This is a genomic window from Acinetobacter sp. QJM3NY_42, from assembly GCF_056173745.1.
This window is the reverse complement of sequence record NZ_CM149689.1, coordinates 2,920,438-2,932,274: the sequence shown is the minus strand read 5'-3', so window position 1 is coordinate 2,932,274 and position 11,837 is coordinate 2,920,438. Positions and strand designations below refer to the sequence as shown.

Genomic DNA, 11,837 nt, shown 5'->3' with positions numbered 1-11,837 from the left:
AATCTGATGTACTAAAACTACTCAAAAAATAATAAGTTATTGGTTTCAGCTATCAGAAAATCAGTAGAAGTTAGTCTAAAAATTAAAAAAATATAGTATTTACAGCTCTATTGTTGAGTTTTTTAGTCAGTATTATTTGCCAGTTATTGTTTTTATCACTATCTCAGTATTTTTATATTAGAAGAAAAGTCCAGTAATTAATAAAAAAAATAGAAATTTCTAGAATTTATGGCTAGTTATATTAAATGTTGGCCTTCTGGATGATGTGAGGCTAAGTCATCACCTCTACTTTAAGGATACGCTAGATGGGTGGATCAAATAAAAAGCATTCCATTATTACGGTGGTTATCTGTTTTTTAATTGCTGTCATTGAAGGGCTAGATATTCAGGCTGCGGGAATTGCAGCTGCCGGTATCCGTGAACATTTTAGGCTAGATAGCTCACAGTTAGGCATATTTTTTAGTGCAGGTATTCTGGGGCTGTTACCGGGCGCATTAATTGGGGGACGTTATGCGGACCAGATTGGCCGTAAAAAAGTTCTGATCTGGTCAGTTGCAACCTTTGCGGTATTTACTTTATGTACGGTATGGGTCAACAGTTTCTATAGCCTGCTATTGGTACGGTTGCTGGCAGGTGCAGGGCTCGGCGCGGCTATGCCGAATCTGATTACTCTGGCTTCAGAAGCCGTGAGTCCTGCCCAGCGTGGCCGTGCTGTAGGTTTAATGTATTGCGGTATGCCGGTCGGCGCTGCCGCACTATCCTATATCGCCAGTCTGGAGTTTGGAGCTGACTGGAAAAATATTTTCTACTTGGGTGGATTGCTACCGATTATTGTTATTCCGATCATGGTTAAATTTTTGCCAGAATCACATGAATTTTTGCAATCCCGACAATTACAACCCCGAATCGAAATACCAAATTCATTTAAACCACTGTTCAACCAAGAAAATTTATTACGGACTTTGCTGGTATGGGGCAGTTATTTTTTGACCCTGATGGTGGTGTATATCATGTTAAGCTGGTTACCGTCCCTGTTTATGGAACTCGGTTTCTCGCGTAAAGAAGGCAGCACTGCACAGTTCTTCTTCATGGTCGCAGCTACCGTTGGTACAATTATTCTGGGTATTTTGACAGATCGCTGGAAAAAAGCCTATGTCATACTCCTCATGTATGGCGGTATTGCTGCCGGGCTGTTTAGTTTAAGTGCAGCGGGTTCCTTGCAGCAGATGTACTGGGCAGCTGCTTTAACTGGTGCTTTTGTCATTGGTTGCCAAGGGGTACTGTATGCGTTTGGCAGTATTGTTTATCCGACTAATATCCGGGCTAGTGGAGTAGGTATGGCATCTGCTGTAGGACGGGTTGGAGCTATGCTTGGGCCAGCAATTGCAGGTCAGTTGCTATCTGCCGGTTTTGGTGCTGTTGGAGTCATTTCTGCAGCTATTCCCTGTATTATTATTTCAGCAATACTCATGTTGTTGTTAGTACGTCGCTTGCCTGCACAGACCTGAATCTGATCACTTAAAAGCCTGCATCTGTCGGGCTTTTTTATTGGTGTGACGAGAAAACCACAGAAATTTAATTTGTCTGGTTAAACTGTACTGAAACCACGCTACACTATTTTGATTTTTAGATACAGCTTAGAGGAGCTACCGCATGCTTCCGCAAAACAGTGCTTTGATTATTGTCGATGTGCAAAATGGTTTTTGTCCCGGTGGCAATCTGGCAGTCAATGGGGCGGACCAGATTATTCCGCTAATTAACCGGCTGGCTCAAAAGTTTAAAAATATTATTCTGACTCAGGACTGGCATCCGGAAAATCATGTTTCATTTGCAAAAAACCATATAAATAAAAAGCCTTATGACAGTATTGAGCTAGCTTACGGGACACAAGTACTGTGGCCGGCACATTGTGTTCAAGGCACTGACGATGCTGAATTACATCCCTTGCTTAATGTTCCAGCTGCACAGCTAGTAATCCGAAAAGGATTTCATCCTGACATTGACAGCTACTCAGCTTTTCTGGAAGCAGACCAGGAAACTGTAACCGGTCTGGCAGGTTATTTAAAAGAACGCCGAATTGATACAGTATATATTGCAGGGATTGCTACAGACTTCTGTGTGGCCTGGACAGCAATGGATGCACGTCAATTCGGTTTTAATACTTTTGTAATTGAAGATGCCACCAAGGCAATTGATCTTGAGGGTTCACTTGAACAAGCTTGGCAGCAGATGCTGGATAGGGGCGTACAGCGTATCCAATCAGATGATTTATTTAAAGTCACAGTTCAAGATGAGTGATGTGCTCAAAGAATATGGCAGAATGGGTATTCAAACCCGCTTACCTCAACAGAAAAAGAATATTTTTATAGTAAAACTTTAAAGTTTGATTTTCTCTGTCAATACATGGATGAATTTTATGGCTGCCTTGTTACGCTTGACCCAGTTTATTCAGAAAACTTTTGCATTATGGGTTGTCCTGTTTGCAGGGGTTGCCTTATTAGTGCCTGAGGCTTTTGTCTGGCTCAAGGCCTATATTACCTGGATGCTGGGTATTATTATGTTTGGCATGGGCATGACCATGACACCAAATGATTTTAAAAGCGTATTACAAAGCCCAAAAGCAGTAATCATTGGAGTAGCTGCCCAGTTCGTAGTCATGCCGGGCCTGGCTTTTATTTTATGTAAATTATTCCAGTTACCGCCTGAAATTGCCATTGGCGTCATTCTGGTCGGATGTTGCCCGGGAGGTACAGCTTCTAATGTAATTACTTATATGGCCAAGGGCAATACGGCGTTATCAGTAGCCTGTACCTCGGTATCTACCTTATTGGCACCTATTTTTACACCAGCAATTTTTTATGTATTGGCCAGCCAGTGGATTGAAATTAATGCTGCTTCAATGCTGGTTTCTATTTTGCAGGTGGTGCTATTTCCAATACTGCTAGGGCTCATTGTCCGTAGCTTACTTAAGCAAAAGGTAGAACAGTATATTCAGGTCATGCCTCTGGTTTCAGTGGTTGCTATTGTGGCCATTGTGGCTGCGATCATTGGCGGCAGCAAGGCTTCTATACTGGAATCCGGGTTAATGATTCTAGGAGTAGTCATGCTGCATAATACCTTGGGATATTTGTTGGGATTCTGGGCCAGTCGCCTGTTTAAGTTACCTTATGCAGACAGTAAAGCGGTGGCAATCGAGGTTGGTATGCAGAATTCAGGACTGGGTGTTGCACTTGCCGCCGTACATTTTGCTGCTTCACCAGTTACAGCAGTACCAAGTGCCATCTTTAGCCTCTGGCATAATATTTCCGGCCCGGCATTGGCAACTTACTGGGCCAGCCGAACTCGGCAGGAAGTAGCGCCACAGCGGCATGAGGAATAAATCTGGTTGTATCTAAACTGTGAACCCAGCTTTTCTCAGAGATGATTATTTAAAGTGCTAGAGTGGTAGTGTTCAATAAGAGTTCGCAATATTAATGCGCTTCAGCCGGTATAATATAAAATTTGGCTAGCCTTAAACCACCAGATGAAACAGGTACAACTTATAGTCTTCACCCGGCCATACCATATAGCGAGCGATAATATTGGAAAATAGACATTACGTATAATCTTGAAAATTCATGATTATTAAAGCTGTCAGCGGTACAACTATAACTGATCACCTAGAGGCTAACTTTCCTAATCGGCTTATAGGATGGATATACAAGACGTCTATACTAATCAGGAATAATCCTGCAGTTAAATGTCGGTGCTGCCAGCTCTGGATTGTTTGTTTAAGACTTTCTCCAGGATCTGGTAGATTTTCTTATGATTGGACTGTGCCACATTAAATCTTAGAAACTGGTTAGCGGTTGGTGATGAGCTGAATGCTCCGCCTGGTGCGAGAATTACGCCGTGTTTGAGCGAATCTTTAGAAATTTTATCCGCCTGATAGCCCGCAGGTAACTGGCACCAGAGAAACATACCTGCTTTAGGTAACAACCAAGGGTGAATATCCAGTTTTTTTAAGTTTCCTGCGGTTTTACTCATAGCCTCTGCCAGATGCAGGCGCAGCCAGTCAAGATGCTTGCGGTAGGCTGAATCTGTTAAGGCATGATAAATAATTTCAGTATTTAAATGATTGCTGTTAAAACAGGTAGCGATCTTAAGATCGATCAGGCGTTCAACCCATTCCGGTTTGGCAGCAATATAACCGCAGCGAATAGATGCTGACAGGGTTTTAGAAAAGCTGCCAATCTGTATTACCTGATGAAAACCATTTAATGCTGCATAACGGGGTGCCGGAATTAATTCAAGATCAGCAAAGATATCATCTTCTATGATAATCAGTTGAGCTGCCTCGGCCAGTTTGAGTATCTGGTATGCAGTAGAAATCGAGAGGCTGGCCCCGGTCGGGTTATGTATACCGGCATTGGTAATATAAAGTCGCGGCCGTTTAGCCAGTGCAGCTTGAAACGCTGCTATATCTGGACCCTGAGCTGTAAAAGGAACTGCTATAGTTTCGACTTTATGCACCTTGAGTAACGCGTGAAAGTTAAAATAGCAAGGATCATCAATCAGGACAACATCACCTGGATTTAAAAAGAGCCGACAGATCAGGTCGATTGACTGTGTACCGCTATCGGATAAAATTATCTGCTCAGGTAGACTGTATACCCCTGTCATCTCCATACGTCTGGCAATCAGATGGCGTAAGGGTGCATAACCGGCAGGTGTAGAATAGCTGACCAGACCATCAGGTTCAGTTCGTGAGGTTTTTCTCAATGCTTTTCGTAAAGCAGCTTCTGGCATCCAGTTTGCCGGCATCCAGCCACATCCTGGTTTAAGAGAATTTGGCTTTGCTTCAAGAGATTGCCGTGAGATCCAGAGCGGATCTATTTCCCGGGTCAAACAAGGTTCAACCGTATTTAAAGGATAAGCCCTGACCGACGAGCAAACAAAATAGCCCGCTCCGGCACGTGCTTCTATAAGTTCTTCCGTGACCAGCCGTTCATAAGCCTCTACAACGGTAGAGACCGAAAAATTAAATTCCTGGGCCATTGCCCGTACTGAAGGTAAGCGTGCCCCTGAGACCAGATGGCGGTTTGCCACTTTTTCACGCACACTTTGCATGACTATTTCTATTTTTGTTTTCTTTACATTATTTTCCATAACAGTGCCAATTTCTAGAGCAATACAGTATGTTTAAATTGTATGGGGCTGTATCTGTTAGTACAACTATAAGATGTCTTATAACACATCAACCGTTATAGGAAGATAGAGTATGTATAAGTCATCTAGAGGCTGGTTAAATGGGCTGATTGGCGTAATTATTTTTTCAGGCTCCCTGCCTGCAACCCGAGTCGCTGTAGCAGGTTTTACCCCAGAGTTTTTAACTGTTGCCCGTGCAGCAATTGCCGGATTGCTGGCCTTATTGGTCTTAAAAATATTGAAAGAGAAATGGCCTAAACGTACTCATGTGAGCTCTCTGGTAATTGTATCTTTAGGCGTTGTTATAGGTTTCCCTTTATGTACTGCACTTGCGTTGCAATATATTACTGCATCATATTCAATTGTCTTTATTGCTCTGCTACCCCTATCTACAGCTATTTTTGGTGTAATACGTAGTGAACAATGTCCTCAGCCTTTATTTTGGCTATTTGCACTTCTGGGGAGCAGTGGTGTCATGGGTTTTATGCTGCTTAAAGTACAGGGTGAAAATACCATGTCTGGAAACCTTTGGATGCTAGCTGCCATAACGGTTTGTGGACTGGGTTATGCTGAAGGAGGAAAACTGTCGAGACAGCTTGGCGGGTGGCAAGTAATTTCTTGGGCTTTGGTAATTTCTTTACCGCTTATGCTCATACTGAGTTATGTCTATCTACCACAAAGTTTTAGCCAGATTACTATTTCTGAGCTGCTGGCGCTGTTATATGTCGCTTTCTTTAGTATGTTTTTCGGTTTTATTTTCTGGTATCAAGGCTTGGCACAAGGCGGGGTACTGGCAGTAGGACAATTACAACTGCTACAACCGTTTTTAGGTTTAGGCTTGTCTGCTTGGTTGTTGAATGAAACCGTAAGCCCGATAATGTGGGGGATTTCACTCATGGTTGTCATTTGCGTAGCAGGAGCTAAAAAATTTTCGGTATATCCCTCGTCTACTAATTCTATAAACAATGTAAAACAATCTTAATTATGAAGATGATCATTTCTTTTAAATAATAAAAAAGAGAGCAATAAACTCTCTTTTTTATTATCAGGTATTAAATTATTCAACAGTAACGGACTTGGCTAAATTACGCGGCTGGTCCACATCAGTACCACGTAACACTGCAACATGGTAAGACAATAGCTGCACTGGAACACTATATACAATAGGTGCCAAGCAGGCAGTTACAGTAGGAATGCTGACCACATGCTGACGCTCTTTTTCCTGTATACCGCTGTTCTCATCTGCAAAAACAAATAATTCTCCACCACGTGCCTGTACTTCTTCCATATTCGATTTTAATTTATCGAGCATGTCATCTTGTGGCGCGAGAATAACTACTGGCATATCGTTATCTACCAATGCCAGTGGGCCGTGTTTTAATTCTCCTGCTGCGTAGCCTTCAGCATGGATATAGGAAATTTCTTTCAATTTAAGCGCGCCTTCTAGCGCGATCGGATAATGAATTCCCCGGCCTAAAAACAGACAATGCTGTTTTTCTACAAACAGCTCAGAGAGACGTAAAATCTCACTGTCATGTTGCAAGGTATCCAGTATTACTTTTGGACAGTGCCATAACTCTGCCGTAATCTCAGCAATCTGCTGAGCACTAATACTTTGCTTGACCTGACCGACTTTTAATATTAACAGCATTAATGCCGCCAGCTGGGTAGTGAAGGCCTTGGTTGAGGCGACACCAATTTCTGGCCCTGCCAAAGTCAGCAGATAATGATCTGTTTCACGTACCATTGATGAAGTTGCAACATTACAAATCGTCATGGTGGTAATAGGGATATTTTTCTCGGCAGCCCGTTTTTTGGTATCACGCAGGGCAGCAAGTGTGTCGGCAGTTTCACCAGACTGAGAAATACAGATATATAGGGTATTTGCTATAATTACCGGCGAACGATAACGGAATTCGCTGGCGATTTCGACTTGGCAGGACAGCCCGATAATCTGTTCAAACCAGTATTTGGCAATCATACCGGCATGATAGCTGGTGCCACAGGCAATAATCTGTACCTGCTGGATATTCTTGAAATCATTTTCAGCACTTTCCAGAAAATCTTCACGCAGGTGGTCACTATTTAGAGCCTGAGATATTGTCTGCTGAATCGCTTCCGGCTGCTCATAAATTTCTTTGAGCATATAGTGCTTATATTCACCTTTAGATGCATTGCTTACTGTAGCATCCAGCTCTTTTACCGGACGGTCAATACGCTGGCCATGAGCATAAACTTCAATACTGTTACGGGTGAGGCGTGCAATATCACCTTCTTCCAGATAGATAAAACGGTTAGTGATCGGAAGCAATGCCAGCTGGTCAGAGCTAATAAAGTTCTCGCCAATACCTACTCCAATCACAAGAGGTGAGCCTTCACGTACTGTAATTAACTCATCCGGATGATCAGTATGGATAATTCCCAGTGCATAGGCACCTTTTAACTGTGGAACCACCTGATTAACTGCTTCCAGCAGATTTGAGGTTGATTTAAGGGCATCATTAACCAGATGTGCCACTACTTCGGTATCGGTCTGTGAGGTGAAAACATAGCCGAGAGCTTCTAAGTCATCTTTGAGTTCCTGGTAATTCTCAATAATACCATTATGAACAACTGCAACATTACCAGAGATATGCGGGTGAGCATTATCTTCAGTCGGTTTACCATGAGTGGCCCAGCGCGTGTGAGCAATACCGACCGAACCGCTAATCTGGCTATCACGAACTGCTTCTTCCAGCATGGCTACTTTACCGACACGGCGTTCGCGTACAATCTGGCCATTATGCAGCAGGGCAACACCGGCTGAGTCATAACCCCGGTATTCAAGGCGTTTTAGGCCTTCAATTAAAATATTAATAATATTACGTTCAGCAACGCCACCAACAATACCGCACATAGTTTATTCCTCTATTTTTTAATTTTTTGTGGACGCTGATAGTTTTCTTTGGAGAGCTGTTTGGCACGTTCAAAAGCCAGAGAATAATCTTCAACATCACGGGTAATGACTGAGCCTGCACCAACTGTTGCGCCATTACCTATTCTGACCGGGGCAACCAGTGAGCTATTTGAACCGACAAAGGCCTCATTACCAATAATGGTTTTATGCTTGTTGGCACCATCATAATTACAGGTAATTGTGCCTGCACCAATATTGGAATTTTCGCCGACTTCAGCGTCCCCTAAATAAGTAAAATGATTGGCTTTCGAGCCTGTACCGATAGAGGTATTTTTCACTTCAACAAAATTACCAATATGTACATCATTGCCAAGTTTTGCGCCCGGACGAAGGCGGGCAAATGGCCCAATCTGGGTATTTTCACCCACTACCGCGTTTTCAAATACGCTATATGGCTGGACTTTGGTTCCAGCCGCAATTTTAGTATTTTTGAGAACACAGCCTGCGCCAATCTCGACAAAATCACCGAGTTCACAGTCGCCCTCAATAATGACATTAATATCAATTCGCACATCTTGGCCGGCTTTTAATGTTCCACGTAAATCAAAGCGTGAAGGATCGATCAAATGCACCCCTTGCTGCATAAGATCTTTCGCCTGCTGCTGCTGAAAATCGCGTTCCAGTGCAGAAAGTTGCAGGCGGTCATTTATTCCTTCAACTTCAAATGCCAGTTCTGGTTGAATTGATGCAATCTCCAGACCGTCTGCCACGGCCATCGCTACAATGTCAGTCAGGTAATATTCACCCTGTACATTGTCATTGGAAAGCTGCGGCAGCCACTGATGCAGCTTGGCATTACTAACACAATAAATACCGGTATTGATTTCATTAATCAGACGCTGCTCATCCGACGCATCTTTGTGCTCGACAATTGCCTGAATTTTGCCACTTTCACGTACAATTCGGCCATAACCTGCTGGTTTGTCTACAGTTAAAGTAATCATGCCAATACCGGTTTCTCTGGATGCCTCCAGCAGCTGTTCTAATGTCTGCTGGCGCACTAACGGCACATCACCATATAGAATCAGGGAAATACCTTCTTTAGGTAATACTGGTAGCGTCATTTGAACCGCATGTCCGGTTCCGAGCTGTTCTGCCTGTTCTACCCATTGAATTTTTTCTTCAACAAATGCATCTTGAACCAGTTGGCCACCATGGCCATAAATCGTAATAATATTTTCAGCTTGTAGTTTTTTTGCGGTCTCAATCACATGACCAAGCAATGGACGCCCTGCCAGAGGTTGTAAGACTTTAGGTAAATGGGAACGCATTCGGGTTCCTTTACCTGCCGCAAGAATAATAACGCTTGTAGACATGAGTAATCCTAAAAAATAGGGTTAAATCCTGGAAAAATATAAATAAATTAATATACAGAGTGCAGCCCAGATACCCGCGATAATATCATCAAGCATAATACCAAAGCCACCATGTACCCGGCGGTCAACTACCCGGATTGGCCAAGGCTTCCAGACATCGAACAAACGGAACAGGGCAAAACCGATAAGAACCCACAGCCAATTCATCTGACCTAGATACACCAGTGGTAAAAATGAAATAGACTGTCCAGCAAATTCATCCCAGACAATGCGGCCATCGTCATGTACACCCATGAGTTCAGCAGTACGCCCGCACAGATAAATACCTAGCAGTGACATCAGTACAATGATCAAGACACTGTTAAAAAAACCTAGTGCCAGCCAAGCGGGTATAAACAGCAAGGCAAAAGCAGAACCAAACGTACCCGGAGCCTTAGGTGCTAGACCTGAACCGAAACCTACGCCACAAAATACAATACAGCGCTGTGTCCAGGTCATCTGTTTAAATTTGATGGAAGGTTTATGCAAAATGTTGATATCCGTGAAACTGAAACGGATGGTCTATGCCATCTTTTTCAAAAGTTAAGCCGAGCCGCTCAGTAATATGCCCGATTTTGCTAATTTTTACATGACTTTGTTGTTGTAAAAGTTTTTCATAAGCTGTCGGACTCAGCGTAAAGCAAAGCTCATAGTCATCGCCACCAGCTAAGGCATACTGGAACTTTTCATTTAAAGAGAGCTGCTGTAGTACAGGATCAAGTGGCAGACACTCGAGTTCGATCTGTGCGCCTACATGCGATGCCTGTAAAATATGACCTAAATCCTGTGCCAGTCCGTCTGAAATATCGATCATGGCTGAGGCCATGCCTTTAAGCTGCTGGCCAAGTTCACAGCGTGGTGTTGGATAATCTAGCCGTTTTTGCAGAGGATGTCCGGGATGTTGCAGACCATAAGCTGCATCTCCAACCTGCCCACTTACACAGATATAATCACCTGCCTGGGCTCCGCTACGTGTAATGGCTTGTCCGGCTTCAACCCAGCCCAATGCAGTAATACTGATAGTTAGATGTGGACCCTGAGTGGTATCACCACCAATCAGGCTGACACCAAACTGCTGGCAGCAGTCAAATAGGCCTTGGCTAAAAGCCTGTAACCACTCGTGATCTACCTGTGGCAAAGTTAATGCCAGTAAAATACTGTGTGGTTTGGCACCCATGGCAGCAATATCAGAAAGATTTACCGCGACACTTTTCCAGCCAATGGCATGGGCAGAGGTCGAGAGCGGGAAATGACGGCCGGCCACGAGTGTATCAGCACAAATGACCAGTTGCTGGCCAGGAGGAGGGGAGACCAGAGCCGAGTCATCTCCAATACCTAAATCAACCTGACTATGATGATCACGGTTAAAGTAGGTCTGAATTAAGGAAAACTCGGCCATCGTCAACAGCTTTTATTCAGCTTGCTGTTTTTCTGCCGCACGCAGACTTTGTGCCAGACGGTCAAGTACACCATTAATGTATTTATGACTATCTGCACCACCAAAATGCTTGGCTAGTTCGATCGCTTCATCCAGTACGACCCGGTAAGGAATTTCAAGATGATCCCGTAGCTCGTAAGCGCCCAGACGTAACGTAGCCAGTTCTACACCATCAAGTGCACCAAGCTCACGGTCAAGTACCGGAACCAATAAGGTATCAAGTGCTTCATGCTGGGCAACAACTTGCGTAAGCAGCTCATGATAATAGCCAAGGTCGACCTTATGCATGGCATTTTCAGCACGGGTACGAGCTTCAATTTCATGCACTGGATTATGGCTCATTTGCCATTCATATATACCTTGTACAGCAAAACGGCGTGCTTTGCGTTTTGCTGCATAAGTTGCTTGAAGAGTTTGCGACATCTTTTAGATTGCCTTTAACAAGTTAACCATTTCAATAGCAGTCAGGGCAGCTTCGCTACCTTTATTACCTGCTTTTGTACCAGAGCGTTCAATTGCCTGTTCAATACTATCCGTAGTTAATACACCGTTGATCACTGGCAAGCCAGTATCTAGCCCAACTACGCCCAAGCCCTTGGCACATTCACCGGCTACAAAGTCAAAATGTGGTGTACTGCCGCGAATCACTGCGCCTAGCGCAATAATGGCATCAAATTTGTCTGTTGCAGCTAGTTTTTTTGCAACTACTGGCAGTTCCCAAGCACCCGGTGCGTGAACAACAGTAATATTCTCTTCAGATACACCATGACGTTTCAGTGTATCAATCGCACCTTCTAACAGATGTTCTACAACAAAACTGTTAAAACGGCCGACCAGAATCGCGTAACGGCCTTCGCTCGCGAGATGTAATAAACCTTCAATACGGCGAATCGCCATAGCA

Annotated in this window: 11 protein-coding genes; 4 read left to right on the top strand and 7 right to left on the bottom strand. The window is 43.7% G+C overall.

From position 1 onward, the window contains the following. Positions 1-305 precede the first annotated feature (305 nt). The 3 genes from mhpT (at position 306) to AC0VYT_RS13910 (ending at position 3,379) form a co-directional block, all read left to right on the top strand. Complete coding sequence (gene mhpT, locus AC0VYT_RS13920; protein WP_005017710.1) at positions 306-1,508, top strand: 3-(3-hydroxy-phenyl)propionate transporter MhpT; 1,203 nt, start codon at positions 306-308, stop codon at positions 1,506-1,508. 145 nt (positions 1,509-1,653) lie between these two features. After that, complete coding sequence (gene pncA / locus AC0VYT_RS13915; RefSeq protein WP_005017712.1) at positions 1,654-2,298, top strand: bifunctional nicotinamidase/pyrazinamidase; 645 nt, start codon at positions 1,654-1,656, stop codon at positions 2,296-2,298. Between the two features lie 118 nt (positions 2,299-2,416). Continuing rightward, positions 2,417-3,379 carry a bile acid:sodium symporter family protein gene (locus tag AC0VYT_RS13910; protein WP_005017714.1) on the top strand — a complete coding sequence of 321 codons (963 nt, stop codon included), beginning with the start codon at positions 2,417-2,419 and terminating at the stop codon, positions 3,377-3,379. 356 nt (positions 3,380-3,735) lie between these two features. Here AC0VYT_RS13910 and AC0VYT_RS13905 read toward each other — a convergent pair whose 3' ends face one another. Continuing rightward, positions 3,736-5,148 carry an aminotransferase-like domain-containing protein gene (locus AC0VYT_RS13905; RefSeq protein ID WP_005017715.1) on the bottom strand — a complete coding sequence of 471 codons (1,413 nt, stop codon included), beginning with the start codon at positions 5,146-5,148 and terminating at the stop codon, positions 3,736-3,738. Positions 5,149-5,260: 112 nt separating this feature from the next. Here AC0VYT_RS13905 and AC0VYT_RS13900 point away from each other — a divergent pair, with 112 nt between their 5' ends. After that, positions 5,261-6,169, top strand: coding sequence for a DMT family transporter (locus AC0VYT_RS13900; protein ID WP_005017716.1), 909 nt, complete (start codon positions 5,261-5,263; stop codon positions 6,167-6,169). Positions 6,170-6,244: 75 nt separating this feature from the next. Here AC0VYT_RS13900 and glmS read toward each other — a convergent pair whose 3' ends face one another. Genes glmS through ribH form a run of 6 tightly spaced genes read right to left on the bottom strand, consistent with a single transcriptional unit; the run spans position 6,245 to position 11,833 of the window. Continuing rightward, positions 6,245-8,083, bottom strand: a complete 1,839-nt coding sequence (gene glmS / locus AC0VYT_RS13895) for a glutamine--fructose-6-phosphate transaminase (isomerizing) (RefSeq protein WP_005017717.1) — start codon at positions 8,081-8,083, stop codon at positions 6,245-6,247. A gap of 11 nt (positions 8,084-8,094) precedes the next feature. Further along, on the bottom strand, positions 8,095-9,459 hold the full coding sequence (glmU, locus tag AC0VYT_RS13890) for a bifunctional UDP-N-acetylglucosamine diphosphorylase/glucosamine-1-phosphate N-acetyltransferase GlmU (protein ID WP_005017718.1): 1,365 nt from the start codon (positions 9,457-9,459) through the stop codon (positions 8,095-8,097). A 21-nt stretch (positions 9,460-9,480) separates the two neighbouring features. Beyond that, a complete protein-coding gene (locus AC0VYT_RS13885; RefSeq protein WP_005404828.1) occupies positions 9,481-9,957 on the bottom strand; it encodes a phosphatidylglycerophosphatase A family protein in 477 nt (158 codons plus the stop codon). A 22-nt stretch (positions 9,958-9,979) separates the two neighbouring features. Beyond that, complete coding sequence (gene thiL / locus AC0VYT_RS13880) at positions 9,980-10,897, bottom strand: thiamine-phosphate kinase (protein WP_005017724.1); 918 nt, start codon at positions 10,895-10,897, stop codon at positions 9,980-9,982. 12 nt (positions 10,898-10,909) lie between these two features. Beyond that, on the bottom strand, positions 10,910-11,359 hold the full coding sequence (gene nusB / locus AC0VYT_RS13875) for a transcription antitermination factor NusB (protein WP_005017726.1): 450 nt from the start codon (positions 11,357-11,359) through the stop codon (positions 10,910-10,912). A gap of 3 nt (positions 11,360-11,362) precedes the next feature. Next, positions 11,363-11,833 carry a 6,7-dimethyl-8-ribityllumazine synthase gene (gene ribH, locus AC0VYT_RS13870; RefSeq protein WP_005017729.1) on the bottom strand — a complete coding sequence of 157 codons (471 nt, stop codon included), beginning with the start codon at positions 11,831-11,833 and terminating at the stop codon, positions 11,363-11,365. Between the last annotated feature and the right edge of the window lie 4 nt (positions 11,834-11,837).

Excerpts from the sequence above, each read along its gene's own strand:
- AC0VYT_RS13900 (WP_005017716.1), top strand. The coding sequence starts at position 5,261 with ATGTATAAGTCATCTAGAGGCTGGTTAAATGGGCTGATTGGCGTAATT.
- AC0VYT_RS13885 (WP_005404828.1), bottom strand. The coding sequence starts at position 9,957 with ATGACCTGGACACAGCGCTGTATTGTATTTTGTGGCGTAGGTTTCGGT.
- glmU (WP_005017718.1), bottom strand. The coding sequence starts at position 9,459 with ATGTCTACAAGCGTTATTATTCTTGCGGCAGGTAAAGGAACCCGAATG.
- pncA (WP_005017712.1), top strand. The coding sequence starts at position 1,654 with ATGCTTCCGCAAAACAGTGCTTTGATTATTGTCGATGTGCAAAATGGT.
- mhpT (WP_005017710.1), top strand. The coding sequence starts at position 306 with ATGGGTGGATCAAATAAAAAGCATTCCATTATTACGGTGGTTATCTGT.
- ribH (WP_005017729.1), bottom strand. The coding sequence starts at position 11,833 with ATGGCGATTCGCCGTATTGAAGGTTTATTACATCTCGCGAGCGAAGGC.
- AC0VYT_RS13910 (WP_005017714.1), top strand. The coding sequence starts at position 2,417 with ATGGCTGCCTTGTTACGCTTGACCCAGTTTATTCAGAAAACTTTTGCA.
- glmS (WP_005017717.1), bottom strand. The coding sequence starts at position 8,083 with ATGTGCGGTATTGTTGGTGGCGTTGCTGAACGTAATATTATTAATATT.
- nusB (WP_005017726.1), bottom strand. The coding sequence starts at position 11,359 with ATGTCGCAAACTCTTCAAGCAACTTATGCAGCAAAACGCAAAGCACGC.
- thiL (WP_005017724.1), bottom strand. The coding sequence starts at position 10,897 with ATGGCCGAGTTTTCCTTAATTCAGACCTACTTTAACCGTGATCATCAT.
- AC0VYT_RS13905 (WP_005017715.1), bottom strand. The coding sequence starts at position 5,148 with ATGGAAAATAATGTAAAGAAAACAAAAATAGAAATAGTCATGCAAAGT.